The organism is Streptomyces sp. NPDC002386 (assembly GCF_053593175.1).
Genome location: NZ_JBSFBX010000005.1, coordinates 307,488 through 333,433 on the forward strand (window position 1 = coordinate 307,488; position 25,946 = coordinate 333,433).

Genomic DNA, 25,946 nt, shown 5'->3' on the forward strand with positions numbered 1-25,946 from the left:
CGGGAGCGGGCGCCGCCGACGGATCTCGCCCGCCGTCAGTGGGCCTTGTGCTCCGCGGGCAGGTAGACGCCCTGGGCCGCTGCCCAGGACGCGAGCAGCCCCAGTCCCTCCTCGGAGGACGAGCCCGGTTCGGCGGTGCAGACGGGTGAGGGTGAGGCCGGGCTCCGCGGCCATCTCAGCCCGTGGTAGGCGAGGGTGGGGTCCCCACGGTTCTGTCGCCGGCCGGGCAACGGATACGCACAGGCGGTCAGAGGGAACCCTACGTGGGTGTGGTGATGCGGGTGATCGCGTCGAGGGTCAGAGTTCGGTCGTGGGGCCGACGTGAGAGCGCACGGTGCAGGGTCAGGCCCTCGATGAGCGCGTCGAGCTGGCGGGCGGTGTCCGCGTCGAAGTGTTTCTCCAGATGGATGCGGCTGCGGCGCATCCACTCGTGCGTGAGCTCCCGGTACGCGGGGTGGCGGGCGGCGAGCGTGTACAGCTCCTGCGTCAGGACCAGGTCACGCGCGTCGCCCTCGGACAGCGCATGGACGAGATCGGCCACCGCCTGCCGAGCCTGGCCGGGGTCGGCGGGAGCGGAGAGGTAGTCGTCGAAGACGGCGACGATGTGGTCGGTGAACCGGCCGAAGGCCGCACGCAGCACCTCGTCCATGCCGCCGAAGTGGTAGGTCATCGACCCCAGAGGGACCCCGGCGCGAGCTGCCACCCTGCGATGGGAGACGCGCGCGATGCCCTCCTCGGCGATCAGGTCGAGAGCGGCGTCGAGGATGCGTGCGCGACGCTCGGGGTCCGTGTGTCCGGTGGCCATGACGTCGGGCTCACAGACTCCGTACCACGCGGGCGGGGTTGCCCACGGCGACGACGTTCGCGGGCACGTCCTTGGTGACGACGGCGCCGGCGCCGATGACGGAGTTGTCTCCGATGGTGACTCCGGGCAGGACGATGGCGCCGCCGCCGATCCACACGTTGTCGCCGATGGTGATCGGACGGGCGGCCTCCAGCTTGTCGCGCCGCGGCTGCGGCTCCAACGGATGGGTCGGGGTCAGCAGTTGGACGTTGGGCCCGATCTGACAGTCCTCGCCGATCGTGATGTCCGCGACGTCCAGCGCTGTGAGGTTGTAGTTGACGAAGGTCCGGGCCCCCACGGTGATGTTGCTGCCGTAGTCGACGTACAGGGGCGGCCGCAGATGGGCCTGCTCACCGAGGCATCCGAGCAGTTGACGCAGCACAGGCCGCGCGGCGTCGGAGTCCTCGGCGTAGGCGGCCTGGTAGCGGGCGGCCAACCGGACGGCTCGCTGCTGACGGCGGCTGATCTCGGGGTCGTCGGCGATGTAGAGATCACCCGCTCGCATGCGCTCCAGGTTCGTGCGGGGGTCCTGGGCGAAGTGGTCCGTCTGCATGTACGCCACCCTAGCTCCAGAGCGTACGAACGTACACTCGCGCTGTCGCCAGGGCGGTCCCGTCCTGGCGCGGGCCGGGACACCGTGCACGGCGTGTGACCTCTGGCGTGGTCCGAACGTGGCCGAAACCGTTGACTCGGCGGACGCCTCAGCAAGCCCTGGTCGTTCATTTCGTGTCGAATGCCTGGGCGACGGCGAGGCTGTCCTCGTAGACGTGGTGCCGCGTGACAAGGCCGTCTTCCACGGTGAGGTGCAGAGCGAATCGCGCGCGGTAAGCGCGCCCGGTGGAGCGGGCGGTCTGACGGATCTCGCCGATCACGACCGCGTCGCGGCCGTCGACGAGAATGCGCTCGATCTCGGTCGATGCCTGCTCGGGCACATGGTGCTCGGCGAGCTCGCGGTAGTGGGCGGCGGCGTCGGCACGGGTGGACCGGTGCCGGATCCATGGAGTGGCGGCCCGGCCGTGCTCGGCCTCCGGCCAGTCCAGCTTCCAGTCGCCCTGCTCGGCGTACATCTCGGCGATGCTTTCGGGGTCACCCCCGCCGATCCGGCGCAGCAACTCGTCCACGACGGCACGAGTGGTCGCAGATGCGGCTATGGGCATGACTCATCACTCCGATCCGGCCTCCGCGTCCGCCTGACGCGGCGAGACCGGCATTCTCGCCGGCGCCGGCGGAACGGTGCCATTACCTCCGAGGTAACGGAGGTGTTCGTCCGCCCGTGCGTCCCGCGTACCTCCTCGCGCGTCATGTCACCGAGTTCGCACCCACCACCCACCACCCGGTTCCGGCGTGAGCGATGAGTTCGGGCGACGGATCAGGTCCGTACTGGCATGACTCGAATCATCGCCGACATCTCGGTCTCTCTCGACGGCTTCGTCACCGGGCCCGATCCCGGCCCGGACAACGGTCTCGGCACCGGCGGCGAGGCCCTGCACACGTGGGCGTTCTCCGACGATCCCGACGACCGGCGGATCCTGCGCGACGGGACCGCCCGCTCGGGCGCCGTCGTCCTCGGCCGCCACCTCTTCGACATCGTCGACGGACCGAAAGGCTGGGACGACACGTCCGGGTACGGCGCCGGCGAGGTCGGCAAGCCCGCGTTCGTCGTCGTGACCGGCTCGCCGCCGGACTCGGTGCGGACGACCGGCCTCGACTGGACGTTCGTCACCACTGGTCTTCCCGACGCCGTCGCCGCCGCGCGCGAGCGAGCCGTCGCGGCGTCGTCGGACAGCGGCAAGGACCTCGACGTCATCCTCATGGGCGGCGGCGCCACCGTCCGCTCGGCGCTCGACGCAGGGCTGGTCGACACGCTGGCGCTGCACCTCGCGCCCGTCGTGCTGGGTGCCGGAACACCCTTGTTCACCGGCCAGGCACCGCGCACGCTGGTGCAGCGGAGCGTGGTCCCGACATCGACCGCGACCCACCTGACCTACGACGTCCTCCGGTGATCCGATGACCACTGTCGACGTAAATGAGATCGCTCTGGGCATCGAGTCGTTCGGTGACGAGGACGCCCCACTCGTCCTGCTCGTGGGCGGGACGACGATGCTCTCCTGGCCCGACGCACTCTGCGAGCGCCTGGCCGCCGGCGGACGCCGCGCGGTGCGCTACGACCTGCGCGACAGCGGGCAGTCGACGACGACGGATCCGGAAGCGCCCGCGTACAGCCTGCGCGGCCTCGCCGCCGACGCCGCGGCCCTTGCTGACGCGCTGGGCGCGGGATCCGCGCACCTGGCGGGGATCGGTGTCGGCGGCATGGTCGCTCAAGTGGCCGTGCTCGACCATCCTGGCGCGTTCTCGGCGCTCACCCTGGTCGGCACCCGAGCGGTTGCCCCCGGCCCGTCCGACGACGACCTCCCCGACCACGACCAGGCGACGATGAGCCGGCTTTTCGCCCATCCGATGCCCGATTGGACCGACCGTGAGGCGGTCGCGGCGTTCGCCGCCGCCGGCGCGGAGATCCTCGGCAACGATCCCGTCGCCGCAGGCGCGATCGCCAAGCGCATCTGGGACCGCACGCCCGGCACCGCACCCCCGGTCCAGATGGCCAACCAGCTGGGCATGGTGTTCTCCCGGCTCGACTGCGGACCTCGCTGGCGCGAGCGCCTGCCTGAAATCGAGGTCCCCACCCTCGTCGTCCACGGCCGCCGCGACCCGTTCTTTCCCGTCGGCAACGGTGAGGCGATCGCGCGCGAGATCCCCGGGGCACGGCTGCTCGTCCTCCAGGAGGCCTCCACCGCGATTCCCGACGCGGCGGTCGGCGAGGTCGCCGAGGCGATGCTCGCGCTCGGACAGGGGTTGGCGGGCGCCACGCGGGCCGGCCGGCAGGCGGCACGCACGTCGGCGGCTGACAGGACTCGCACGCTCGGATCGACGTTTGACCTCAACCAAGACGGTCGACCCTGATGCTGGGCGACGCCGGCACGGGCGAGGCGGAGGCCGCCGCCTTCGCGTCGCCGGCCTCACTCGGCGGAGGCACGTCCGTCGCGCTGCACGTATTCGTGCCCGACGTCGACCGCCTGGCGGAGCGCGCGGAAGCCGCCGGCGCCGAGATCATCCAGCCGCCCAAGGACATGTTCCACGGTGACCGCACCGCCATCCTCAGGGACCCTTGCGGTCACATGTGGGTGTTCCTGACCCACGTGGCTGACCTGTCGCAGGAGGAACTGCAGCGCCGCCTGGCCGCCGCCGAGTGATCGAATCCGGCGCCGGAGGGCACCTCTCACCGCTGGGCGTGCGAGTCGGTCCTAAGCGGGGGATGAACGCGCGAATTCCGCCTGCGAGGCCCTGCTGAAGGTTGCTCCGAAGTTCAGACCGCGCTGCTGCCTTCGGAGGCCTCTGCGTCCAGCTCGTCGAAGAACCGCTCGATGACGTCGCTGTCGTTGGCGAATTCGCTCAGGGACTCACCGACGATTCGGCCGGCAAGCTCCACGGCGAGATACGCGACGCTGTCGTTCAAAGCAGATGCGGCCAGGGTTCGGTCCACCTCCAGCTGAGAATGCGCGTCCGCCACCAGAGCAGCCTTCTGCCGCTGCCCCTCTTCTCGAGCGGAGGCGATGATCTCGGCCCCCTCCTCCCGAGCCCTCTGGCGAGTAGAGGCAAGCTCTCGGTGGGCCTTGGCAAGTTGCGCCTTGTACTCGGTATGGATGCCGTCGGCTTCAAGCCGGGTGGCCGCAGCGCGGTCCCTGGTACCGACGATGGCGTCCTCACGGTCCACGAGGACGCGCCGGATGCGTGGAAGAAGCATCCCTGCAAACACGCCAAAGACGATGCCGAAGCAGACAAAGGCAACGATGAGTTGGTCAACGCGAGGCTCAAGGGGTCCCAGGTTCACTACTGAAGCGTACAAGACCACGGACCTCAAAGGGGTGAGGGGTGCTACAAATAGTGCGCTCAGTAGTCGAGTTGTAGCCATTCCCGATCGTGGATCTTGAACCGGTCAGTGATCACGTGTCGCGGTTCCAGGAGATCCCAAAGGGGCCGCGACGGAAGATCCCGTGGCGGTGTTGTCGGAGGCGGAGAACGGACGCGTGTGGGACCGCTTCTACGCGGTGTTCGACTTCCGGTCGATTGCGGGTTCCTCGGATTGGCCGGCCGTAAAGGAGCCCTCCGAATCGGCGACTGAAGGGCCGGTAGTCCAGCCAGGGCGCGCCGCCTGGCGGGAGGAGCCGCTCCCGTCAGCACGGCCGACGGTAGGGCACTTTGCCGAGGTAGTGGCGCCATTCCTCGCGGGTGAGTGGTTGGCCCGCGTACGTGCACGCATCGGTGAGGAGCTGGTCGAAGTCGGCCGGCAGCGCGTGGGCGGTGCCGTCGAACACACCGGTGACCACCTGCTCGCCGTCCGGGGTGAACCTGAGTCCCAGCACCGCAGTGGTGAATCCCGTGAGGACGGCCTCCCGCCGGACCCGTCCCGGTGGAGACACTCGCCAGAACCGGGCGGTGCGGTCGTCGCTGCCCGCCGTCAGCAGGCGGCCGTCGGGGCTGAACCCGACGCTGCCGACCACGTCGGTGGGCCCGTCCACCGCGGCGAGCAGCACCGGGCGGTGTACCCCCGCCACGCGCCACAGTTTCACGGGTCGGTCCCCGCCACCGGACGTGGCGAGGACACCGGTGCGCGGGTCGAAGGCGACGGCGAGAGCGGTCACGCTGTGCGCCCGCCAGTCGGCGCGCTCCACGGGGTGGGCGGGAGATGTGGTGTCCCAGAGGATGACGCGCTCGTCACCGCCTCCCGCGCTCGCCAGCAGTCGTCCGTCCGCGCTGAAGGCCACGGACCGGACTTCGTCGTGATGGCCGCGCAGACTGACACCGCGAACGGGTCGGCTGACGGACCGGGTGTTCCAGAGCACCACGTCACCGTCACTGCCGGCGCTGACCAGGGTGTCTCCGGAGGGGCTGAAGGCCAGTGCGCGCACCGTCCTCGTGTGCGTCTCCAAGGTGGCGAGCCGGTGCGGCCTGTGGGGGTCAGCGATGTCCCACAGGTTCAGGGCTCCGTCGGCCCCCGCGCTGGCCAGTACGGGGCGGCGCGGGTGCATGGCGACGGCGTAGACGGCGTCCTTGTGGCCGGTGAGCACGGCTGTCCGGTGCGGATGGCGTGGGGTGCGCAAGTCCCACAGGCGCACCGTGCGGTCCCGACTCGCCGTCGCCAGGATGCTGCCGCTCGGGCTGACGTCCATGGCGTACATCTCGGCCCGGTGCGCGGTCCACGTGGACATCAGTGTGCTGAGGAGCGCGTCGCGGCTGTGCCGGCTGGGCCGCAGCCGGTGGGCGGCCAGGGCGATCTGGGTGGCGAGGCCCGGTGACCGGTGCGACAGCGCGGTGGCCGCCGTGCTCGCGTTGTGGGCGACTGCCTCGTCGCGCTGGGCCGTGACCTCGCGGTCGGCGTGCACGGCGAGGACGGAGGTGGCCAGGGAGATGACGAGCAGCACCGCCGACGCGGCGATCAGCAGACGGCGTCGGCGCCTGCGCCGGGCGGCGGCGGCCCGGTCCGCGCTCTCCGCTGCCAGACTCGCGGCGAGGAACTCCCTCTCGCGCGCGGTGAGGCCCGCGTCCTCGGCCCGGGCCAGCGGGCGAACCGCTTCCAGTCGAGTGCCTCGCAGCAGGGCCCCCGGATCCCGTTCCAGATGCGCCCAGGTCGCGGCCGCTTCCGTCAGCTGCCGCCGGGTGCGCAGAAGCTCGCGGTCCTCCGCCAGCCATCCACGGAGTCGTGGCCACCAGCGGATGAGTGCCTCGTGCGTCAGATCCACGTGCTCGCCGTCCACGGTGATCAGCCGTTCGGCGGCTGCCCGATCGACGACGGCAGTGGTGTCCGGATCGGAGGACAACTCGCCGCGTCCGATGCGGCGCTTGCTGTACTCGACGCCCTCTCCGACGGCGACGAGCCGCAGGAAGAGGTGCCGGGCCGCTTCCTTCTGCCGGGCGCTGAGCGCCTGGTGGAAGCCTTCGGCGGTGCGCGTCAGGGCATGCTCGATGGATCCCGCACTTCGGCAGGCCTCCATCGTCAGCAGTGTGCCCCGGCGGTGCCTCCACGTCTCCCGGAGCGCGTGGGAGAGCAGCGGGAGCATTCCTGCGCTGTCCTGGGCCTGGGCGATCAGGTAGGCCAGCAATCGCCCTTCGACTCGGCTTCCGACCGCCTCCGCGGGACGGCAGATGGCACGGTGCAGTTCCTCGGAGTCCATGGGACCGAGCGTCACCATCGCCGCGTCCAGCGCTCTGGCGAGGTCGACGTGGGCGATGCAGTGGGCGTAGAAATCCGCCCGGACTCCCAGCACGATGCGGCACACGCTGTTTTCGGCCCGGGCGGCCAGGAGGAGAGCGTCGATGAAACGGTCGCGTTCCTCGCGGCGGGAGCAGAGCGTGAAGACCTCCTCGAACTGGTCGACGACGAGGATCACTTCGTCCCGCCCGGGCGTCTCGGCGGCGATCTGGCGGAGCAGGAGGTGCAGGTTCCCGGGGTCCGCCCGCAAGTCCTCCAGCAGCCGGCCCGGCGTGCCGGCGCCGTGGCCCGCCAGACGCACCGCCAGTTCCTCCAGCGGCCGGACCCCCGGGGCGAGCGTGAGGACGGTCCGGTCCTCGGCTCGCAAGTACGGTGACAGCCCCGCGTGCAGCACCGATGACTTACCGGCTCCCGAAGCGCCGAAGAGGGCGATGAACCGTTGGTCCGTGAGCCGCCTGCGCAGCTGCTCGACCACGCGTTCGCGCCCGAAGAAGAACCGGCTGTGCCGTGAGCCGAAAGAGGCCAGCCCCGGATAGGGCGAGTCGTCCTGATCCGGTGGCGGAGCGGTCTCGTCCGCCGTGCCCTCCGCGAGAGCGACGGCGGCGGCCGTGGTGTGCCAGAGGGTTTCCCACCGCTCCACGTCGCCGCCGCAGGCACTGACGTACCCCCGGGTCACCTCCAGGGACGGCAGTCTCCGGCCCGCGGCGGCACTCGACAGAGTCGCCACCGAATAGTGCGCCCGTCCGGCGAGATCGCGGTAGGAGGGCCCGCCCGCCGCCCGGCGAAGTTCCCTCAGCTCCGCGGCGAACCGCACCACCGGGCCGTCGCCCTCGGGAAGCGGTGACTCCTTGCGCGGCATGTTTCCCCCGATCCACCTGTTCCGCGACAAGTGTCGTGGCCGGTGGAGGTCACCGGCGCCGGGGCGACGACTTTCGGCCCGTTCGCCACCGTCCGGCTCGGCGGTGCTCAGCTCCTCAGTCGGCCGGGCGGGGACGTGATGTTCCGAGATTGATTGTTCATCGGTCCCGTCCGGACACCGAACAAAGAACTCGGGCTATCCCTGAGCCGAGACCCCGAGGACGGCCCTGGGGTCCGCGACACCCTCACACAGGAGGCACGATGCGTTCGGTACTCGTCACGGCGGCGGTGTTCGGCCTGGTCGTAGCAAGCGGCGCGGCGTCCGGCGCCGCGGAGGCGGCTCAGCCGTCCAGCGCGGGCTGGACCTGCGCGAAGGAAGTGTGTCTTCGGGTGGGCAGCCAGGCGCAGCTGAAGGATGCGCGCGGATGCAACCACAAGGTCTGCGTCAGCGTGACCGGCAACGCGTCGGGCTACACGACCCGGGGCAGCTACAGCGGTACGAACCGGTTCTACGGTCACATCAACGTGTGGGGCCCGAACATGAGGGTCAACGGCCAGGACAGCGCCTATCCCGGCGCGGTCGGGTCCGGCAGGGGGACCGGCCAGACCTGCGCCGAAGGGTGGGAACTGTCCGGCGGCACCTACACCTCCGTCGGGCTGCCCTGCAAGGACGTCAGCTGACACTCACCGACGGGCACCGGGGACGAGCCGAAGTGGTTGCCGGTGCCCGGCGGAGATCCCCCACCGGGAGACCCGGGGCGTGCCTGACCTCGGCCGGAAACAACCGGTCGCGCTGATCGAGAGCCCGTGCGCCGAACGGCTGACGGCCCGGGAGCGCCGCCCCTGCCGCGGCGCCCTCGGAGACCGTCAGCCGGCCGCCGGCGCACCACTCCTCGACGGTTGCGTACATTCACCCGGTGACCTACGACATCATGCTCGTGCGGGTGCAGCCGGGCCTGACGCTTCATGAAACGCTCGACCGCCTCGACGCCGGCTTCGACCCCGATGCCGACCTGCCGCCGCTCCGGCTCACCGGCGCGCAACGGAACGAGTGGGCCCGGATCCTCGGACGAGTCTCGCGGGACGTCGGGGCTGTCGAGTCCGAGGAGTACCTGTACAGCCTCACTCTTCAGACCGTTGGTCCGCCCGGTCGCGTGCAGCTCGACTACTGCGGGGACACAGCCCACATCGAGGTCGCCTATCGTCACTCGGGTCCGGCAGCGCTGGAAGTGATGCGGCTCGCCTATCGCATCGCTCGCATCGTCGAGGACGAGAGCGGCTTGACCGGCCACGACTTCGAGGTGGGCCAGCCCACCCGAACCGGTGACCCGGTCAAAGCCGCCGTCCGGCTGAGCGGTGTCTCCGACTGGGCACAGCATCACCTGACCTAGTGGATCACCGGCGGACCGGCGTCGAGGAACTCGCAGGCAGGCCATGACGTCCGTGAAGGCGAGTGCGTCACGGCGCCTGTTGGGCGCTGAGGACGAACTTCATTGACAGGCGCCGGCCGTCGACCCCTGAGCCGGATCTCCGTGTCCGGCCGCGCTCCTGCCCGCGTCGCCCGCCGCAGCCTCGCGCGTCGCCAGGGACGCCCGAGGCAGCACTCGGACAACTCGGTACGGGGGCGGTCAGGCGGTGGACGCGGTGTGGACGCGTCGCCCGTTGACGTAGGTGAGGTGGACACGGGTCTCGGCGATGGCCTCGGGCGGAACCGCGAAGGGGTCCCGGTCGAGGACGACGAGGTCGGCCCGGTTGCCGGGGCGGAGGCTTCCGGTGTCGTCGAGGTGGTTCACGTAGGCGCTGCCCGCCGTGTAGGCGGTGAGCGCGGCGGTGAGATCCAGAGCTTGCCCGGGCAGGAACGGCTTGTCGCAGGCGCCGGGCAGGACGCGGTTGACGGCTACATGGATGCCGGCCAGGGGGTCGGGACTGGAGACGGGCCAGTCACTGCCGGCGGCGAGGGTGGTACCGGCGCGCAGGAGGTCACCGAAGGGATACTGCCAGGCTGAGCGCTCCGGGCCGAGAAAGGGGATGGTGAGCTCGTCCATCTGCGGCTCATGGGCGGCCCAGAGAGCCTGGATGTTGGCGGTGGCCCCCAACTGCCGGAAACGGTGGATGTCGTCGGGGTGGACGACCTGGAGGTGGGCCAGGTGGGGGCGGGTGTCACGGGTGCCGTGGGCGGCGCGAGCGGCGGCGACGGCGTCGAGGGCTTCGCGCACCGCGCGGTCGCCCAGAGCGTGGAAGTGGACCTGGAAGTCGGCGGCGTCCAGGGCGGTGACGTACCGCTTGAGGGCTTCGGGATCGACGAAGCTCAGACCGCTGTTGCCGGTGGCGCATCCGCAGCCGTCGAGATACGGGGCGGTCATGGCCGCGGTGTGGTTCTCCGCGACCCCGTCCTGCATGATCTTGACCGTGGAGCAGCGGAGATTGCCGTGGGTGAGGCGCTGCCGGTTGTGCAGCAGGTCGGGGATCTGTTCTTCGCCGACGGACCTGCGCCACCACAGCGCGCCGGTCACCGAGGCGGTCAGGGTACGGTCGCGGGCCGCGGTGAGATAGGCGTCGGAGGGGTCGGGGTAGCCGTCCGCCCCGCACAGCAGGGCGTCCTGCCAGGCGGTGATGCCGAGACCGTGCAGGAGTTCCTGGGCGCGCAGCAGACCGGCGAGCCGGTCGGCCGCGGTCTTCGGCGGCAGGTGGGCGCCGACCAGGCTCACCGCGCCTTCCTGGAGCATGCCCACGGGGGCGCCGGCCGGGTCGCGTTCGATGCGGCCGTCCTGCGGGTCGGGGGTGGCGGCGGTGACGCCGGCGATGTCCAGGGCCCGGGAGTTGACCCACGCGCCGTGGTGGTCCCGGTTGACCAGGTAGACGGGCCGGTCGGGTACCAGGGTGTCGAGGAACTGCCGGGTCGGTATACCGCCCTCGAAGCTCTCCATGGACCAGCCGCCACCTGTGATCCACTCCCTGTCCGGGTGGGCGTCGGCATAGGCGCGGATGCGGCGGGCGTACTCGTCGGGGTCGGTGGTCCCGGTCAGGTCGCACTCGCCGAGTTCGATGCCGCCCATGACGGCGTGGATGTGGGCGTCCTGGAAGCCGGGCAGCAGCAGGCGGCCGTGCAGGTCGACGACCTCCGTGCGCGTTCCGATGAGGTCCTTGACCTCGTCGTGACCGACAGCGGTGATACGGCCGTCGGTGACGGCCAGGGTGGTGGCCCGGGTGCGGGCCGGGTCCGTGGTCAGGACCGGGCCGTTGGTGAAGACGAGGTCTGCGGCGGGCTGGGACATGAGGTGGCAGGGTCCAATCGCTGGGGTGTGCGGCGCAGTTGGCGGGGCGCCGTGGTCAGGGGAGGGACTCGGCCTCGGTGGCCGGGACGGTGACACCGGGCGTCGTCGGGGCGAAGGCGGGTGCACGGCGGTACCACTTGGCGACCGCCGACACCACGAGGCCGGCCGCGAGGATCACCGTGGGGCACAGCAGGTTGAACCAGCCGTTGTCGACGCTGATGGCGAAGGTGTCGCTGAGGGTCGCGTAGTACAGCACGAGGTAGGCGCCGAGGGCGAACAGGAGGGCGGCGCACACGGACGGCACGAGGACGGCCATGACGGCTTCGCGCGGACTGGTGCGGACGAGACCGCGGAAGCGCAGGGCACAGGCGATGGCGGTGAGCCCGTAGTACAGCGCGACGAGGATGCCGATGGCGTTGACCGCGGCCAGGATCGCCTCGTTGAGCTTGGGAATCACCACGGTCAGGACGGCGACGGCGGCGGAGACGACCGTGACGATCACGGTGCCGGCGGTGGGCCCGCCGTGCCGGGCGCTGATACGTGCCCAGACGGGTCCGAGGGTGCCCTCGCGGCTCATGGCCAGGGTCAGCCGGGCGGTGGGGATGATGCCGGCCTGCAGGGAGGCGACGGCCGAGAACATCAGGGCGATCAGCGGCAGGGTGGCCCAGGGCTCGTCGGCGAGCCGGGAGGCGTAGTAGGTCAGGCCCTGGGCACCGGTGCCGCTCATCTCGGAGGCGGTCATGACGCGTTGGAAGGCGACGGCGCCCAGGAGGAACAGGCCGAGCATGGTGAACAGGGCGATGTAGCTGCCGCGGGCCGCGTCACCGGCCTGCTCGGTCTCCTCGGTGACCGAGAACGCGGCGTCCCAGCCCCAGTAGAAGAAGACCGCCAGGACGAGACCCTGGGCCAGGGCGGAGGGAGAGCCGAAGGCGAACGGGCTGAACCAGGACGGGGAGAAGGTCTGGTCGCCCGCGATCAGCCCCCAGCAACTGAAGACCAGCAGCACGGCGTACTCGAAGACGAGCAGATAGGTCTGCAGACGGGTGGCCTTGTGCACGCCGGTCACGGCGGTCACGGTGACCGCGGCCAGCACGAGCAGGCCGATCAGGGTGCACTGGAGAGTGGAGTTGGCGTCCAGGTGCCGGCCGAGGAGGCTGTCGATGCCGGCCTTGTGGGCGCACTGCACCAGGACGGAGCCGGTCACGGACGTGGTGTAGGCGAGGAAGACGACGCCACCGGCGAGCGGGACCCAGCCGGCGATCATCCCGAGCCACGGGCCCATGCTGCGCCCCACCCATGTGTATCCGGCGCCGCAGTTCGGCTCCGCCTTGTTCAGGCGGGCGTACGCGCCGGCGATGCCGAGCATCGGCAGGAAGCCGAGCAGCAGGATCAGTGGCGTCTGCCGTCCGGTGATCGAGGCGAGCACGCCCATACCGATACCGATGCTGGTGGTCGCGGCGGTGCTCGAAGCGGCCAGTACGACGCCGTCGACGACGCCCAGAGACTTCTTCAGCGGCGGGGACGAGGTGGTGTGTTCCATGGGCAACCGATCCAGGGTGGCGGGACGCACGCGCGGCGTCCGTGAGCGGTGGAGGAGGGTGTGCCGGTGCGGCGGCTGGGCCGCGTTGGTCTGCGGACCGTCGCCGCGTTGCGACGAAGGGGTGGTTGACGAACCGGACCCGCCCAGGCACAGCCGTGCCGCCGACTCGTCGGAATAGGCCGGCCTGTACCTATCCCGCGCGGTGACTGACGGCGCGAGCCGGCGCGGACGTGTCGCGCTGGCGGAGCCACATCAAACAGCTCTGGACTTTTAAGGTCAATCGCGTTGTCATAAGAGCGTCCGCCGCACTTTCCCTCATAGATCGGACTCCGGGTGAGCACCTTCGGTGACACGGACGACGCCGGCCCCGCCGGCCGGCTCGCGGCCGGGCGGCGGCGCCGTACGACGCGGACGGGTACGGTGCTCAGCCAGGAGCTGATCGTGCGGACGGCGATCCGCCTGCTGAGCCAGCACGGCAACGACGCGCTGAGCGTGCGACGCCTCGGTATCGCGCTGGGGGCCGACCCGTCGGCGCTGTACCGCTACTTCCGCAGCACCGACGACCTCGTCCTCGCCGTGGCGGACGAACTGATCGGCATGAGCCTCGAGAACGTGCGGCCCACCGGCGACTGGCGTGACGACCTGCGCCTCGTCGGGATGAACCTGCATCGCACGTACACCGCTCACCCGCATGTCGCGGTGCTCGCGGCCTCCCGGGTCACCCGCCGCCCCAACGAGATGAGAGGCGTGGAGCTCGGGCTGGGAATCCTGCGGGGCGCCGGATTCGGACCGCGGGACGCGGGCCTCTACTACCACCGGTTCATAGACTTCACCCTGGGCTTCGCCGCCATCGACGCGGCCGCCACCGCCCTGCCGCTGGAAGCCGGCGCGGCCGACCGCGCGGCCTGGCAGGGGGTGTACGCCTCCTTGCCCCCCGACGAGTACCCCCGCATCGCGGAATCCGCGGACACCCTGGCGCGGACGATGAGCGCCAGCGCCTACCCCGGCGCTCTGGAGGTCTTCCTCGACGGACTGAAGGCCGCACTCGACCGGACCGCCCCGTGACCGCGAGATCGGACCCTCGACCGATGCGGCCGGGGGCGACGGGGGAGTCGCCGTGCCCCGTCGGCTTGTGTATGTCTCGGCGCCGTCCCTGGTTGCCGGGGCGCCGGCCCGCAGGCGGTGTTCGGCCCGGACGGCGCAGACGCGGTAGTGCGGCCAGTGGCGGCGTCCGGGCGCCGTGCCTGCCGGGTGACGACCCGCATACGGCTTCGGTGATGCCGGCGCCACGTCCACACGAGCTGCGCCCCGAGCGGATCACTCGCGTCGTTCGGACGGCACGGAAACTGTTCTGTCGGCGACGTCGTGCGACGGGGCGGGGTCGAGCAGCACACCCGCGTTGAGGATCCCGGCCGGGTCGAGCGCCTGCTTCGCGGCGCGCAGAGCCAGCGCGAAGGGTTCCGGACGCTGTAGGTCGTAGCCGGGCCGGTGGTCGCGGCCGACCGCGTGATGGTGGGTGACGGTCGCACCGTGCTCGTGGAGGAGGCTCATGGCCGCGGACTTGATCTCGTCCCACATGGCCACTTCCGAGCCGCGCCTGCCCGGTGCGATGACGGTGAAGTAGGGCGCGGGGCCGTCCGGATAGACGTGTGTGAAGCGGCAGTTGATCGTGCCGGCCGCGCCCGTCACCTCCTCCAGGATCTCGGTCAGCCCACTGCGCACCGCCGCGTACAACTCCGGGGCACGGTCCCAGGTGCACGCTGTTTCGAAGGTCTCGCTGATCACGCTCATACGGGCGAGCCCGTCGCGGAGATAGGGCATCTTCAGAAATGCCGAACGCCAGGTGTTCGCGGCGGTGTCCGCGCCACCGGATTCCCTGGCGGCGGGTGTGCCCCCGTGGTCACGTGCGAGGGCGAGCAGGGTGGCCAGACGTTCCTCGACGGGCGAGTGTGCCGATTCCTCGCCCAGGACGAGGATGCTCTCACCCTTGTGCGCGACGCCGGCCAGGGCGGCCTCCCCCGGATCGAGGAGCCGGCAGTTGGCCGGATGCAGACCCGACTGCGCGATGGCGCGCACCGCGTCCATGGCACTGACGATGTCGCCGAAGACAACCGTGGCCGACGCCTTGTGCCGGGGTCGGTCCTGGAGCCGCATCCAGGCCTCGGTGATCACGCCGAGCGTGCCCTCGGACCCCAGGAAGAGCCGGTCGGGGGAAGGGCCCGCGCCCGACCCCGGCACCCGGAGCGACTGGTTGACGCCGACCGGGGTCACCACGCGCAGCGACTCCACGAGGTCGTCTATGTGCGTGTGGAGCGTGGCGTAGTGGCCGCCTGCCCGCGTCGCGAGCCAGCCGCCCAGCGTGGAGTACTCGAAGCTCTGGGGGAAGTGCCGCAGGGTCAGTCCGTGCGGTCGCAACTGCGCCTCCAGAGCGGGGCCGAGGACACCGGCCCGGATGCGTGCCGCGCGGCTGGTCCTGTCGATCTCCAGCACCTGGTTCATCGCTGTGAGGTCAAGTGAGACCACGCCGCGATGCCGGTCGGCGCGGTACTCGACGCCGCCGACGACAGAAGTGCCGCCGCCGAAAGGCACCACGGCCACCTCGGCTCCCGCCGCCCAGTCGAGGATGTCGACGACGTCCTGCTCGCTCCGGGGGCGGGCGACCTGGTCGGGTGCCGCTGAGAGGTCCCCGCGCAGTGCGCGGACCACGTCGCGGTAAGCCTTGCCGTAGGTGTGCGAGGCGCGGTCCCAAGGCGCGTCCGACATCAACGGGGCGAGACCAGTGGGCGGTTCGACGCGCACTTTCGGCAGAGCGAGGGCGGAGACGCCGGGAACGGGGAGGGGAGCGTTCGCCGCGCCGGGGAGCAGACGCCCGAGTGCCGAGCACTCGGCGTCGGACAGTGCCTTGTTCTCGGCGCCCCAGCCCCACCAGGAGCGGCGGGGGGCGGTACCGGTCGAGGGCGCCTTGCTGGTCGTGCTGTCGGCCACGGTGATTGACCTTCCAGTAATTTACCCCTTGGTAATTTACTGCAACGTATAGTTCTGCCATGACAACCGCAAGATCCTCGACGCCACCGGATCCCCTGGACGGCGATCAGGAACGGAACCGCCCCGGTACGCGCGCGGGTACCAAAGGCGTACCGCGGGCCCACCGGGAACAGCAGATCCTGGACGCCGCCGTCGAGGAGTTCGGAAGACACGGATACGCGGCGGCGTCCATGGCGGAGATCGCCCGCCGCGTCGGCGTGACGAAACCCCTGCTGTACACCTACTTCGGCTCCAAGGACGGCCTCTGCATCGCCTGTCTCGACCGCATCGGCCCGCACCTGCTCGAGACGATCGAACGAGCCATGGCCTCGAACCCGCGGGAGGGCAGGCTGCCCCACACGGTCCTCACCGCCCTCTTCCAGGCTCTGGAAGGGCAACGGCACGCCTGGTTCGTGCTCTACGACCGAACCCTGCCACCCGGCTCCGAACCCTGGAGTGCGGCCCGCCGCCACCGCGAGGCCATCGACGAACTGGCGGCCACCGGCACGGCCGCAGTGCTGCACGGCCAGGGAAACGACGACGCCCTGGACGCCGACGTGCTCAAGCACATCTGGACGGGTACCGTCAGCGCACTGCTCGGCTGGTGGATCTCGCACCCCGAACTGTCCGCGCAGGACATGAGCGCACGCTGCGCCCGCCTCCTCACGTCCATCCGCGACGGCGCCTGAACACGGCTGAACGCTCCGGCTGCCGCCAGAGGGAGAGCCGGGTGCTGCGCCGGTCCGTGGTCCGTGGCTATGAAGCGTCGGTGTAGGCGAGGTGGGTGCCGCAGCCGGGCGGCGCCAGTATGAGAGCGGGATCGCCGTCGAAATCGGCGGCACGCGGCCGCGGGGCGGCTTCGGCGGCGTGCGCGAGGGGCGCAGGCGAACGCCGGTAAGCTGCGGCGATGCGCACGGTCGAGGTTCTGTTGGACGAGGCGGCAGAGCTGGCCGTCCGGGAGGCCTGGCGGCGGCTCGCCGACGCGGGACTGCCCAGTCAGGCGCGCCACCGCTCACCGACCAACAGCCCGCATCTCACCCTGGCTGCCTGCCCGGAGCTGACCGCCCCGATCCGCTGGGAACTCGCCGAGTTGGCCGCCGCCCTGCCGCTGCCGGTGCGGTTCACCGGCCTGATCCGCTTCGAACGGCCCACCTCGGTACTGGCTTGGGCGCTGGACCTCGACCCCGCGCTGGCCGGCTTGCACCGCCGGGTGTGGGACGCGGTGGCCTCCGACAGTCCGCCCGAGGCCCTCAACCCCTTCCACGCCCCCGCGCGCTGGAGCCCGCACGTCACCCTGGGCCGCACCCGGCGTCCCGGTGCCTTCACCGGCCGTCGCGTCCCCGAACTGCTGCCGACGCCGCCGCTGTCGGTCCAACTCATCACCCTGCGCAGCTACGACACCGAGACCGGCGCCCTGGAGATCCTGCGGCCCCGCGTCTGAAGCCGGTGGCCCGGAGTGGGGGAGAGGCCGAGACGGTGCCGGCGATCGTGCAGGGCGCTGCCAGTGTGCGGGCCTGTCGTGGATGTCGTCCGCGACCGGGCACGGCCCCCGACCTCCGGAGCGGACGAGGACGCTCGCGGGACGCGGGTGAAGGAAGATCGCTTGACCTTGCCCTCCAGGGCAAGGTTTACCGTTTCTTCGAGGTGAGAGGCATGCGAATAGGTGAGCTGGCCCGTCGGGCGGGTGTGACGACAAAGGCGGTGCGCTACTACGAATCGCTGGGTCTGCTCGCGCCGGTGCGGCTGACCAACGGCTACCGGGACTACGACGATCACGACGTACGACTCACACAGGAGATCCGGGCGCTGGGCCGCCTCGGCATCCCTGCCGAGGGGACCCGCCCGTTCCTGGAATGCCTGACCCTGGGGCACCGGCATGTGGACGACTGCCCGGCCGCGCTGGCCGGGTACCGGGACGCCATCACCGATCTGACACAGCGGATCGACGGCCTCATCGCCCGCCGGTCGGCACTGGTGGCGCGCCTGCACGAGGCCGCCCATCGCGGCCGCCTCTCACCGGCCACCGAAGGAGAAGGAACGATGACCGACCACACGAGCCTGCCTGCCGGCCTGCCCGCTCCTGAGGACGACGGCGCCGCGGAGCATCTGCCCGGTACGAGAGTGCCGCATCTGGAACTGCCAGCCACAGACGGTGCGACGGTCGACCTCGGTGCACTGGGTGCGGGCCGCACGGTGCTCTACGTCTATCCGCTCACGGGCCGCCCCGACACCGATTTGCCCGAGGGCTGGGACTCCATTCCCGGCGCCCGCGGCTGCACCGCCGAGACGTGCGGCTTCCGCGATCATCACAGCAGCCTGCTCGCGGCCGGTGCGGCCCGGGTGTACGGCCTCTCCAGTCAGGACACCGACTACCAGCGTGAGCTCACCGAACGGCTCCACCTGCCGTTCCAGATGCTGTCCGACGTCACGCGAAGCCTCGCCCGGACCCTGGAGCTGCCCACGTTCATCACCAGCGGGCTGACGCTGTACAAGAGGCTGACGCTGATCATCAGGGACGACGTGATCGAGCACGTCTTCTACCCGGTCTTCCCGCCCGACCAGCACGCAGACCAGGTCCTTGCCTGGCTCAGCGACAACCCCGTGTGAACGTCCACCCGAAAGCCTTCGGAGGTTCCCTGCGCATACGACCCTTCCCCTGCAGCGGGGCGCTCTCGGCCCCGGTGGCGGGCTGGGTGTTCGTGTGGGAGTTGAGGCGCGCTCCCAGTGCGCGCTAGCCCTCCCGCACCCACGGCCGCAGCTTCTCCGGGTTGCGGACCACCCAGATCCGGGTCACCCGCCCGTCGGAGACCTCGAACGCGGCCACGGTCGCGACGACGCCGTCACGTCGAGCCACCAGCCCCGGCCCACCGCTGACCGACCGCTCGAGGAGTTCGAGACCTGGAGCCCTGTCGCTGATGGCGACCATGTACTCGGCGATGCGCGCGCCGCCCTCGACCGGGCGCAGGACGGTGCCGACCATGCCGCCGCCGTCGGCGGTCATCACGGCGGCTGGGTCGAGAAGACCGACGAGGGCTGCGATGTCCTTGCTCTCCCACGCCTCTTTGACAGACCGCACCACCTCGGCATGCCCGGTCGTCGTCATCGGAGCGCGTGCGGCGCTCACCCTCCGCCGAGCGGAGGCCGCCAGTTGCTTGCAGGCCGCAGGGGTCCGGCCGAGCACCTCGGCGATCTCGGCGAACGGGTACCGGAAGACGTCGTGCAGGACGAACGCCACCCGCTCGGCGGGAGTCATCGACTCCAGGACCACGAGGAAGGCCATGGCCACCGACTCGTCCAGAACGATCTGGTCGGCGGGGTCGGCGCCGCCCGCGGGCTCCCACTCGGCGCGCTCGGGCAGCGGCTCGGGCAGCCACGCGCCGACATAGCGTTCACGGCGGGCCCGCGCCGAGCCGAGCAGGTCCAGGCAGATACGTGCGGTGACCGTAGTGAGCCAGGCACCGGGGGACAGGATCTCCGCCCGCCGGCTGCGCGGCAGCCCGTACCAGCGTGCGTAGGCGTCCTGCACGGCGTCCTCGGCCTCGCTCACCGAACCCAGCAAGCGATAGGCGACATTGAGTAGTTGGCGTCGTTCACCGTCGACCTCAGCGGCCTCGGCCCCCACGGTCTCCATGCCTCCCGCCGCCCCCCTCGCCTTACCTTTCGCAGGCCCACGTCGTCGGGCTGGTGAGACCTTATCGACCCGCTGCCCGCCAGGGCGGAAAGAGGGGACCGTGACATGGCCACTCAGGTAGCACCGAACGGACGACGCGGCGCTTCGTTCCTGCGGATCGCGATCGCTCTGCAGACCCTGACCATCTTCCTTCAGGCCGTCTCCGCCGGACTGTTGCTGACCTCGTCCTACGGACAGACGCTGCACGGTGTCGGAGCGCGTGTGATGTACGGGGCGTCGATGCTCTACGTGCTCGCGGCGGTGCTGGCGTGGAAGCCGGGCGGCGGCTCGCCGCGGCCTGTCTGGCACGCGTCGGGATTCCTCGTCCTCGCCTCGGTCCAGGTGGTGCTCGGCATAGCGCACGTCCCCTCGGTCCATCTGCCGCTGGGGGTCGCGATGTTCGGCCTGAGCGTGCTGGCGCTGACTCGCCGCTGAGGGCCAGTACACGGCGGCGCGGGATGGACCAGTGCCGCGACCGGGAAGGATCACCGGGCCGGCGGGTTGCGACAGCTACGTGAGCAGCGGCGTACGGCGCATCCGTCGGCGGAGCCTGGACACCACCGCGACGACGCACCTTCTTCCTCGGCAGCCACGTTTTCTCTTGCCCAACGGGGTTACTAAGGATCACGACGCTCCATACCTTGCACAACTGCCCCGGCGTCACTGAATCAGCGCGGCCCAAGGGGCATGCGGCAGGTTGGAACGAGGAGAGGACGGCGACGGTGCTCGCAGCCAATGAGGAAGCCTGGGAGGCGCGTGCGGCCTGCCGGACCTCTGACCCGGACGTCCTGTTCGTCAACGGCGCGGCGCAGAACGAAGCCAAGGTGATCTGCGTCGGCTGCGTCGTGCGCGTGGAGTGCCTTGCCCACGCGCTGGACCGTCGTATCGAACACGGTGTCTGGGGTGGGATGACGGACCGCGAACGACGCGCCCTGCTGCGGCGAAGGCCCACCGTGTCGTCCTGGCGCCGACTGCTGGAGGCGGCCCGCACGCAGCATGAGCGGCGAGCGAGCCCTGGCGGTGGCGAGCACTGGACCGCGGCCGGCTGACCGACCACGCCGCCCAGGCGACACGGCCGTCCGCGCGAACGGCACGTCCCGACACCCCTTCGCCCGAACTCCCCGCGGTTGGGGCGACGTGGCCCCTGGTTGCTGGAGGAGGGCTGCACCTCGGTGCGGGAAGTCGAGGTGGAACCGTTGCGGCACGGTCTGCTCGGGCCGGCGCGGCGTCCGGTAGTCACCGACGCGTCGGAACCCGATGAAGAGCCCGTCGTCGCCGTTGAGTCCGGCGAAATCTGCGTTGGATTCCGGTTGGGGCTCAAGCACCGGCCGGACTCCCCCTGACCACCCCGCCCGCGACGTGGAAGCCACCTTCCCCGAACTTCGCGTCGACTGCGCGCATCCACCGAAACCGGTCCGGCGCAAAGGCCGTTGGTCTAGCGTAGGTGGCTCCTGGCTGGGTTGGCGGTGCTTGTCAACGGTCTGTGGCCGGGGGGAGCGAGGAGGCTCGCAGTGGGGGTAGTGGCACGGTTGCCGCTGGAGGGCGGGGGCTCCGTCCTGGTGGAGGGGGGACGGGAGCCGGACGGGCCGGTGAAGGTGGGGCGGCTGGCGGACGCCGTGCAGGATCTGCCGCACACGGTCCAGCAGGCGCTGCGTCCGGTGGCGGGCCTCGCGCGAGCGGCGCTGGAGCAGCTGCGCCAGGCCGGTCCGGACGAGGTGGTGATCGAGTTCGGCGTCGATCTGGCCGCGGAGGCCGGTGCCGTGATCGCCAAGAGCGAGACGGGCTGCCACCTGACCGTCACGGTGACCTGGCACGCCTCTGCCGCACCGGACGGTGCCGGCCCTGGTAGCGCCGGCACGTGACGGACGCGGTGCGCCCGCCGGGCGGGTCGGCGCACGGGTTCCACCACGCGGTCGCCGAAGTCCGCAGTGCGAGCGGAGCGGTGGCCGGAGCGGGCTTCCTCATCGGTCCCCAACTGCTGGCCACGTGCGCCCACGTCGTGGAGAAGGCCGGGTTCGGCCCCGGGCAGCGGGTGCCGCTTGCCTTCCCGGCCCGGCCCGAACTCGGCCACCTGCAGGGGGCCGTGGAAACCAGCACCTGGCGGAACCCGGACGCGGAGGACGTGGCGTTCCTGCGGCTGGAAGGCACCCCGCCGGACGTGGCCGCGCTCGCGCTGGGCATCGCGGAGGACTGCGCCGACCACCGCGGCAGCACCTACGGCTTCCCCCAGCAGGCCAGACCTGGCGGGCACTTCGGCACGTTCAAGGTCGGCCGCCTGCTGGAGGACTCCTCCACCCAAGGGGCGGCACCGCTGCTCCAGCTGTACGACGCCAACGACCTGACCGAGGGATTCAGCGGCGGCCCCGTCGTCGACGACATCACCGGGCTGGTGATCGGCATGACCACGGCCATCACCCACCCCGACCGGCACTCCCGCGGGCAGGAGATCGCCTACGCCACCCCCGCCCGGACCCTGCGCGCCCTGCACCCCGAGCTGGCCGAGCACGCGGTGTGCCCCTACCCGGGCCTGGAGCCGTTCACCGCCGACGACGCCGCGGTGTTCGGCGGTCGTACCACCGCCCTGGACGCCGTACTCACGGCGTTACGCGGGCCCGCCCGGACGCTACTGCTGCTGGGGCCGTCCGGATCGGGCAAGTCGTCCCTCCTGCAAGCCGGGGTGCTGCCCGCGCTGGCCGAGGGAGGCACGGTCCCCGGCAGCGACCGCTGGCTGCCCGTCCTGATCCCCAACCCCGGCGACGACCTGCTGCGCGCCGCCGAGCACCACGGGCTGACCGGCGCCGCCGCGTACGGCATGGAGGCCGCGGCCGACCGCCTCCTGGCCCGCCACCCCGACCACACCCGAGTCCTGCTGGTCATCGACCAGTTCGAAGAACTCCTCACCCCCGCCACCGCCCCGGGCGACGGGGGCGGTATCGACGCGGCAGCCGACCAACTGGCCGGACTGGCCTCGTCCTGGGCCCCACTCACCGTGGTCCTGGCCATGCGCGACGACTTCTACGCCCCCCTCGCCTCGCGCGCCCCGGCCCTGTTGGAGGCCGCCTCCCCGCCCCTGAACATCCCCGCCACCCTCAGCGAGCACGACCTTCGCGCCATGATCGAGCACGGCGAGCGCGGCCCCCGAATCGAGAACGGCCTGACCGCCCGGCTGATCGGCGACCTCATCCCGCCCGCCGACGGCACGCAGCCCCGCAGTGCCCGGAGCACCCCGGTCACCTGTCTGCCCGCCCTGCAGCTGACTCTGCGCCAGCTGTGGGAGAGCCGCGCCTACGGAGTCCTCACCCACGAGGCCTACGAGCGCATCGGCACCGTGACCGGCGCCCTGAGCACCTGGTGCACCGCCGAGTTCCGCAAGCTGCCGCACCGCGACGCCGCCCAGAGGATCCTGACCACCCTGGTCCAGCCCGCCGACCCCGACCACGCCACGCCCGCCGCCCGCCGCCGCCTGCCCTTGTCCACCCTCCGCGAATTGGCCACGGGACCCGACCCCGTCCCGGACCAGAACGATTTCGACACGGCGCTGGCCGCCCTCGCCCACCACCGGTTCATCACCATCCGCGTCCCCCGGCCGGGCCTCCCACCCGTCGAGCCGGGTCAGGGCCACGCCACGGGAGAACACCGTGATCCGGTGCGGCCGCCCGAACCGGTCGCGGAACTCATCCACGATTCCCTCGTCCGCGACTGGCCCCACCTGCACGCCTGGGTCACCGAGGACCAGGACTTCCACCGCTGGCTCCAGCGCACCGAGGACCGCCACACACGCTGGCTCCGCGGCGCAGCGGACCAGTCCGAACGTCAGCAGAGGCCCCGCCAGGCCGACGAGTTGCTGCACGGCGGTGACTTGGCCATCGGCCTCGACTACGCGCGCCACCGAGGCCTGCCCGCGCACATCCGCCGCTACCTCGCCGCCAGCCGCCGCCGTGCCCGCCGCCGCACCTCCGTTCTGGCCGGGCTGCTCGCCCTCGTCCTCGTCGCCGCCGGGGTGGCGAGCCGGCAGTGGTACGACGCCGCCGCCGCGCGCCGAGAAGCAGAGTCCCGCCAGCACGAGGCCGAGTCCCGCGAGATCGTCACCGAATCCGATCACCTCACGGACACGCACCCCGACGTCGCCATGCTCCTGGCCGCCCACGCCTACCGGACCAGCCACACGCCGGAAGCCACCGCGGCCGTCCGCGCCTTCGCGACCGCCCCCTTGCCACGCGCCCTCCTCGGCCATACCGAGTGGGTGCGGACGGTGGCGTTCACTCCTGACGGCAAGAAGCTGGCCAGCGCGGGCGAGGACGGCACCGCCCGCCTCTGGGACACCGCCACCGGCCGCCCCCTGCACACCCTCACCCACACGGACTGGGTGAACACGACCGCCTTCAGCCCCGACGGCACGATGCTGGTCACCGCGAGCAGGGACGGCACCGCCCGCTTGTGGGACACCGCCACCGGCCGTCCCCTGCGCACCCTCAACCACAAGGGGAACGTGCGTGCCGCGGTGTTCAGCCCTGACGGCACGATGCTGGTCACCGCGGGCAGCGACGGCACCGCGCGCCTGTGGGACACCGCCACCGGCCGCTCCCTGCGCACGCTCGCCCACAACGAGGACGTGCGTGCCGTGGTGTTCAGCCCGGACGGCAGGAGACTGGTCACCGCCGGCAGCGAGGGCACCGTCCGCCTGTGGAACACCGACTCCGGCCGCTCCCTGCACACCCTCACCCACCCCGGCCCGGTGAACGTGACCGCCTTCAGCCCTGACGGCACGGTCCTGGTCACCGCAGGCGAGGACGGCACCGCGCGCCTTTGGGACACCGACTCCGGCCGCCGCCTGCACACCCTCACGCACGAGGGGAACGTGCGGGCCGTGGAGTTCAGCCCTGACGGCAAGAAGCTGGCCACCGCGGGCGAGGACGGCACCGCGCGCCTGTGGGACACCGACTCCGGCCGCTCCCTGTACACCCTCACCCACACAGGTTCCGTGAACGCCGCCGCCTTCAGTCCCGACGGCACGACCCTGGCGACCGCCGGCAGCGACGGCACCGCCCGCCTGTGGGACACCGCCACCGGCCACCTCTCACGCACCCTCACCCACCTGGACAGCGTGAACGCGGTGGTGTTCAGTCCCGACGGAGCGACCCTGGCGACCGCCGGCAGCGACGGAGCCGTGCAGTTGTGGGGCCTCAGCGGCGGCCATCCGCTGCGTACCCTCTCCGGCCTGCACAAGGACTCGTACAAAGCGGTGTTCAGTCCCGACGGCCGCATCCTGGCCGTCGCCGACGAGGACGGCAGCGTGCAACTGCGGGACACCGCCACCGGCCACACCATGCGCACCCTCGCGGGCCGGCACAGCGTGAACGCGGTGGCGTTCAGTCCCGACGGAGCGACCCTGGCCACCGCCGGCAGCGACGGTGCCGTACAGCTGTGGGATCCCACCGGCGGCCATCCGCTGCGTACCCTCTCCGGCCTGCACAGGGACTCGTACAAAGCGGTGTTCAGTCCCGACGGCCGTACCCTGGCCGTCGCCGACGAGGACGGCACCGTGCAACTGTGGGACACGGCCACCGGCCACCCCCTGCACACCGTCGGCGTCGGCGCCGGTTCGTTGTTCGCGATGGCCTTCAGCCCGGACGGCCACACCCTGGCCACGGGTGGGCTCGCATGCCCCCTGCAGTTGTGGGACACCGCCACCGGCGAACCGCGGCGCACCCTCCCCATGACCGGTGTCGTGTACGAGATCGTGTTCAGCCCGGACGGCCGCACCCTGGCCGCCGCCAGCGACCGGGCCACCCTGTGGGACACGGCCACCGGCCGACCCCTGCACGCTCTGACCGGTCACACCAGTACCGTGCTCGCGGTGTCGTTCAGCCCTGACGGCACGATGCTGGCCACCGCGAGCAGGGACGGCACCGCCCGCCTGTGGGACACCGCCACCGGCCGCTCCCTGCACACCCTGACCGGTCACACCGCCAACGTCTCCGCAGCGGCGTTCAGCCCTGACGGCACGATGCTGGCCACCGCGAGCAGGGACGGCACCGCCCGCCTGTGGGACACCGCCACCGGCCGCCCCCTGGACACCCTGACCGGTCACACCAGCACCGTGCTCTCGGTGTCGTTCAGCCCCGACGGCACCACCCTGGCCACCATCGGCGAGGACCACACCGCGCGCCTGTGGGACGCGGACCTGCCCGGCCCGGCCGAGGCCACCGCCAGGATCTGCAAGGTCCTGGGGCGGGACCTCACCAGGAGCGAGCGGATCACCTACCTTCCCCCTGGAGCGACCAGCCGTGTATGCCCGACCTGATCCCCGCCCGCATGGGATGCGCTTCACCTGAACCACGGTGCGGACGCCACCACCAGAGCCAGGACCGGAGTCCGAGCGGGAACCCGTCCGCCATGCTTCACCGTCTCCCTCACGCACCGCACGCGACATGTCGCGCTGAGTGAGAAAGGGCTGTCGAGGACGG

At 71.3% G+C, this 25,946-nt stretch carries 22 protein-coding genes and 1 pseudogene; 13 read left to right on the forward strand and 10 right to left on the reverse strand.

Annotated features, from left to right (window positions below; genetic code table 11):
- Positions 1 to 35: 35 nt before the first annotated feature.
- The 4 genes and pseudogenes from ACWCPN_RS13355 to ACWCPN_RS13370 all read right to left on the reverse strand — a co-directional run.
- Positions 36 to 206: pseudogene (locus tag ACWCPN_RS13355) on the reverse strand (transcriptional regulator); the annotation flags it as partial.
- 53 nt (positions 207 to 259) lie between these two features.
- A complete protein-coding gene (locus tag ACWCPN_RS13360) occupies positions 260 to 805 on the reverse strand; it encodes a TetR/AcrR family transcriptional regulator (RefSeq protein ID WP_451204997.1) in 546 nt (181 codons plus the stop codon).
- Positions 806 to 815: 10 nt separating this feature from the next.
- On the reverse strand, positions 816 to 1,397 hold the full coding sequence (locus ACWCPN_RS13365; protein WP_451204999.1) for a sugar O-acetyltransferase: 582 nt from the start codon (positions 1,395 to 1,397) through the stop codon (positions 816 to 818).
- A gap of 166 nt (positions 1,398 to 1,563) precedes the next feature.
- Positions 1,564 to 2,001, reverse strand: a complete 438-nt coding sequence (locus tag ACWCPN_RS13370) for a nuclear transport factor 2 family protein (protein WP_451205001.1) — start codon at positions 1,999 to 2,001, stop codon at positions 1,564 to 1,566.
- 228 nt (positions 2,002 to 2,229) lie between these two features.
- On the opposite strand from ACWCPN_RS13370, the gene ACWCPN_RS13375 reads away from it, so the two are divergent.
- The 3 genes from ACWCPN_RS13375 to ACWCPN_RS13385 are packed head-to-tail and all read left to right on the forward strand — an operon-like array spanning position 2,230 to position 4,095.
- On the forward strand, positions 2,230 to 2,847 hold the full coding sequence (locus tag ACWCPN_RS13375; RefSeq protein WP_451205003.1) for a dihydrofolate reductase family protein: 618 nt from the start codon (positions 2,230 to 2,232) through the stop codon (positions 2,845 to 2,847).
- 4 nt (positions 2,848 to 2,851) lie between these two features.
- Entirely contained in the window at positions 2,852 to 3,805 is a 954-nt protein-coding gene (locus tag ACWCPN_RS13380; RefSeq protein ID WP_451205005.1) for an alpha/beta fold hydrolase, read from the forward strand.
- Positions 3,805 to 4,095 (forward strand): VOC family protein, encoded by a 291-nt coding sequence (locus tag ACWCPN_RS13385; protein WP_451205007.1) that lies wholly within the window; start codon positions 3,805 to 3,807, stop codon positions 4,093 to 4,095. Before ACWCPN_RS13380 ends, ACWCPN_RS13385 begins: the two co-directional genes overlap by 1 nt.
- Positions 4,096 to 4,208: 113 nt before the next feature.
- Here the strand turns inward: ACWCPN_RS13385 and ACWCPN_RS13390 are convergent, their stop codons facing one another.
- Together ACWCPN_RS13390 and ACWCPN_RS13395 are read right to left on the reverse strand one after the other, a co-directional pair.
- Positions 4,209 to 4,733: a F0F1 ATP synthase subunit B family protein gene (locus ACWCPN_RS13390; protein WP_451205009.1), complete on the reverse strand. Its 525-nt coding sequence runs from the start codon at positions 4,731 to 4,733 to the stop codon at positions 4,209 to 4,211.
- A gap of 343 nt (positions 4,734 to 5,076) precedes the next feature.
- Positions 5,077 to 7,971, reverse strand: a complete 2,895-nt coding sequence (locus tag ACWCPN_RS13395) for an nSTAND1 domain-containing NTPase (protein ID WP_451205011.1) — start codon at positions 7,969 to 7,971, stop codon at positions 5,077 to 5,079.
- Positions 7,972 to 8,231: 260 nt separating this feature from the next.
- Between ACWCPN_RS13395 and ACWCPN_RS13400 the strand changes: the two genes are divergently transcribed.
- Together ACWCPN_RS13400 and ACWCPN_RS13405 are read left to right on the forward strand one after the other, a co-directional pair.
- Positions 8,232 to 8,651 (forward strand): hypothetical protein, encoded by a 420-nt coding sequence (locus ACWCPN_RS13400; protein ID WP_451205013.1) that lies wholly within the window; start codon positions 8,232 to 8,234, stop codon positions 8,649 to 8,651.
- 236 nt (positions 8,652 to 8,887) lie between these two features.
- A complete protein-coding gene (locus ACWCPN_RS13405; protein ID WP_451205015.1) occupies positions 8,888 to 9,361 on the forward strand; it encodes a hypothetical protein in 474 nt (157 codons plus the stop codon).
- A 237-nt stretch (positions 9,362 to 9,598) separates the two neighbouring features.
- On the opposite strand, the gene ACWCPN_RS13410 is transcribed toward ACWCPN_RS13405, so the two are convergent.
- Positions 9,599 to 11,245, reverse strand: a complete 1,647-nt coding sequence (locus ACWCPN_RS13410; RefSeq protein ID WP_451205017.1) for an amidohydrolase — start codon at positions 11,243 to 11,245, stop codon at positions 9,599 to 9,601.
- Positions 11,246 to 11,300: 55 nt separating this feature from the next.
- On the reverse strand, positions 11,301 to 12,785 hold the full coding sequence (locus ACWCPN_RS13415) for an APC family permease (RefSeq protein ID WP_451205019.1): 1,485 nt from the start codon (positions 12,783 to 12,785) through the stop codon (positions 11,301 to 11,303).
- Positions 12,786 to 13,118: 333 nt separating this feature from the next.
- On the opposite strand from ACWCPN_RS13415, the gene ACWCPN_RS13420 reads away from it, so the two are divergent.
- Positions 13,119 to 13,850, forward strand: a complete 732-nt coding sequence (locus ACWCPN_RS13420) for a TetR/AcrR family transcriptional regulator (protein WP_451205021.1) — start codon at positions 13,119 to 13,121, stop codon at positions 13,848 to 13,850.
- A 252-nt stretch (positions 13,851 to 14,102) separates the two neighbouring features.
- Here ACWCPN_RS13420 and ACWCPN_RS13425 read toward each other — a convergent pair whose 3' ends face one another.
- The gene (locus ACWCPN_RS13425; RefSeq protein WP_451205023.1) at positions 14,103 to 15,770 is read right to left on the reverse strand and encodes an FAD-binding oxidoreductase; all 1,668 of its coding nucleotides are present in this window, start codon (positions 15,768 to 15,770) and stop codon (positions 14,103 to 14,105) included.
- Between the two features lie 59 nt (positions 15,771 to 15,829).
- Here ACWCPN_RS13425 and ACWCPN_RS13430 point away from each other — a divergent pair, with 59 nt between their 5' ends.
- From ACWCPN_RS13430 to ACWCPN_RS13440, 3 genes are all read left to right on the forward strand, one after another.
- Complete coding sequence (locus tag ACWCPN_RS13430; protein ID WP_451205025.1) at positions 15,830 to 16,498, forward strand: TetR/AcrR family transcriptional regulator; 669 nt, start codon at positions 15,830 to 15,832, stop codon at positions 16,496 to 16,498.
- Between the two features lie 218 nt (positions 16,499 to 16,716).
- Positions 16,717 to 17,250 (forward strand): 2'-5' RNA ligase family protein, encoded by a 534-nt coding sequence (locus ACWCPN_RS13435; RefSeq protein ID WP_451205027.1) that lies wholly within the window; start codon positions 16,717 to 16,719, stop codon positions 17,248 to 17,250.
- A gap of 212 nt (positions 17,251 to 17,462) precedes the next feature.
- Positions 17,463 to 18,416: a MerR family transcriptional regulator gene (locus tag ACWCPN_RS13440; protein WP_451205029.1), complete on the forward strand. Its 954-nt coding sequence runs from the start codon at positions 17,463 to 17,465 to the stop codon at positions 18,414 to 18,416.
- Positions 18,417 to 18,540: 124 nt separating this feature from the next.
- Here ACWCPN_RS13440 and sigJ read toward each other — a convergent pair whose 3' ends face one another.
- A complete protein-coding gene (sigJ, locus tag ACWCPN_RS13445) occupies positions 18,541 to 19,440 on the reverse strand; it encodes an RNA polymerase sigma factor SigJ (protein ID WP_451205031.1) in 900 nt (299 codons plus the stop codon).
- A 105-nt stretch (positions 19,441 to 19,545) separates the two neighbouring features.
- Between sigJ and ACWCPN_RS13450 the strand changes: the two genes are divergently transcribed.
- The 4 genes from ACWCPN_RS13450 (at position 19,546) to ACWCPN_RS13465 (ending at position 25,783) form a co-directional block, all read left to right on the forward strand.
- The gene (locus ACWCPN_RS13450; RefSeq protein WP_451205033.1) at positions 19,546 to 19,914 is read left to right on the forward strand and encodes a hypothetical protein; all 369 of its coding nucleotides are present in this window, start codon (positions 19,546 to 19,548) and stop codon (positions 19,912 to 19,914) included.
- Between the two features lie 287 nt (positions 19,915 to 20,201).
- Positions 20,202 to 20,528 (forward strand): WhiB family transcriptional regulator, encoded by a 327-nt coding sequence (locus tag ACWCPN_RS13455; protein WP_451205035.1) that lies wholly within the window; start codon positions 20,202 to 20,204, stop codon positions 20,526 to 20,528.
- A 462-nt stretch (positions 20,529 to 20,990) separates the two neighbouring features.
- On the forward strand, positions 20,991 to 21,341 hold the full coding sequence (locus tag ACWCPN_RS13460; protein ID WP_451205037.1) for a CU044_2847 family protein: 351 nt from the start codon (positions 20,991 to 20,993) through the stop codon (positions 21,339 to 21,341).
- Positions 21,338 to 25,783, forward strand: coding sequence for an nSTAND1 domain-containing NTPase (locus tag ACWCPN_RS13465; RefSeq protein ID WP_451205039.1), 4,446 nt, complete (start codon positions 21,338 to 21,340; stop codon positions 25,781 to 25,783). The genes ACWCPN_RS13460 and ACWCPN_RS13465 overlap by 4 nt, the downstream gene beginning before the upstream one ends.
- Positions 25,784 to 25,946: the final 163 nt, after the last annotated feature.

Coding starts and splice junctions, on each gene's coding strand:
- ACWCPN_RS13360 (WP_451204997.1), bottom strand. CDS start 805: ATGGCCACCGGACACACGGACCCCGAGCGTCGCGCACGCATCCTCGAC.
- ACWCPN_RS13365 (WP_451204999.1), bottom strand. CDS start 1,397: ATGCAGACGGACCACTTCGCCCAGGACCCCCGCACGAACCTGGAGCGC.
- ACWCPN_RS13370 (WP_451205001.1), bottom strand. CDS start 2,001: ATGCCCATAGCCGCATCTGCGACCACTCGTGCCGTCGTGGACGAGTTG.
- ACWCPN_RS13375 (WP_451205003.1), top strand. CDS start 2,230: ATGACTCGAATCATCGCCGACATCTCGGTCTCTCTCGACGGCTTCGTC.
- ACWCPN_RS13380 (WP_451205005.1), top strand. CDS start 2,852: ATGACCACTGTCGACGTAAATGAGATCGCTCTGGGCATCGAGTCGTTC.
- ACWCPN_RS13385 (WP_451205007.1), top strand. CDS start 3,805: ATGCTGGGCGACGCCGGCACGGGCGAGGCGGAGGCCGCCGCCTTCGCG.
- ACWCPN_RS13395 (WP_451205011.1), bottom strand. CDS start 7,971: ATGCCGCGCAAGGAGTCACCGCTTCCCGAGGGCGACGGCCCGGTGGTG.
- ACWCPN_RS13400 (WP_451205013.1), top strand. CDS start 8,232: ATGCGTTCGGTACTCGTCACGGCGGCGGTGTTCGGCCTGGTCGTAGCA.
- ACWCPN_RS13410 (WP_451205017.1), bottom strand. CDS start 11,245: ATGTCCCAGCCCGCCGCAGACCTCGTCTTCACCAACGGCCCGGTCCTG.
- ACWCPN_RS13415 (WP_451205019.1), bottom strand. CDS start 12,785: ATGGAACACACCACCTCGTCCCCGCCGCTGAAGAAGTCTCTGGGCGTC.
- ACWCPN_RS13430 (WP_451205025.1), top strand. CDS start 15,830: ATGACAACCGCAAGATCCTCGACGCCACCGGATCCCCTGGACGGCGAT.
- ACWCPN_RS13435 (WP_451205027.1), top strand. CDS start 16,717: ATGCGCACGGTCGAGGTTCTGTTGGACGAGGCGGCAGAGCTGGCCGTC.
- ACWCPN_RS13440 (WP_451205029.1), top strand. CDS start 17,463: ATGCGAATAGGTGAGCTGGCCCGTCGGGCGGGTGTGACGACAAAGGCG.
- sigJ (WP_451205031.1), bottom strand. CDS start 19,440: ATGGAGACCGTGGGGGCCGAGGCCGCTGAGGTCGACGGTGAACGACGC.
- ACWCPN_RS13450 (WP_451205033.1), top strand. CDS start 19,546: ATGGCCACTCAGGTAGCACCGAACGGACGACGCGGCGCTTCGTTCCTG.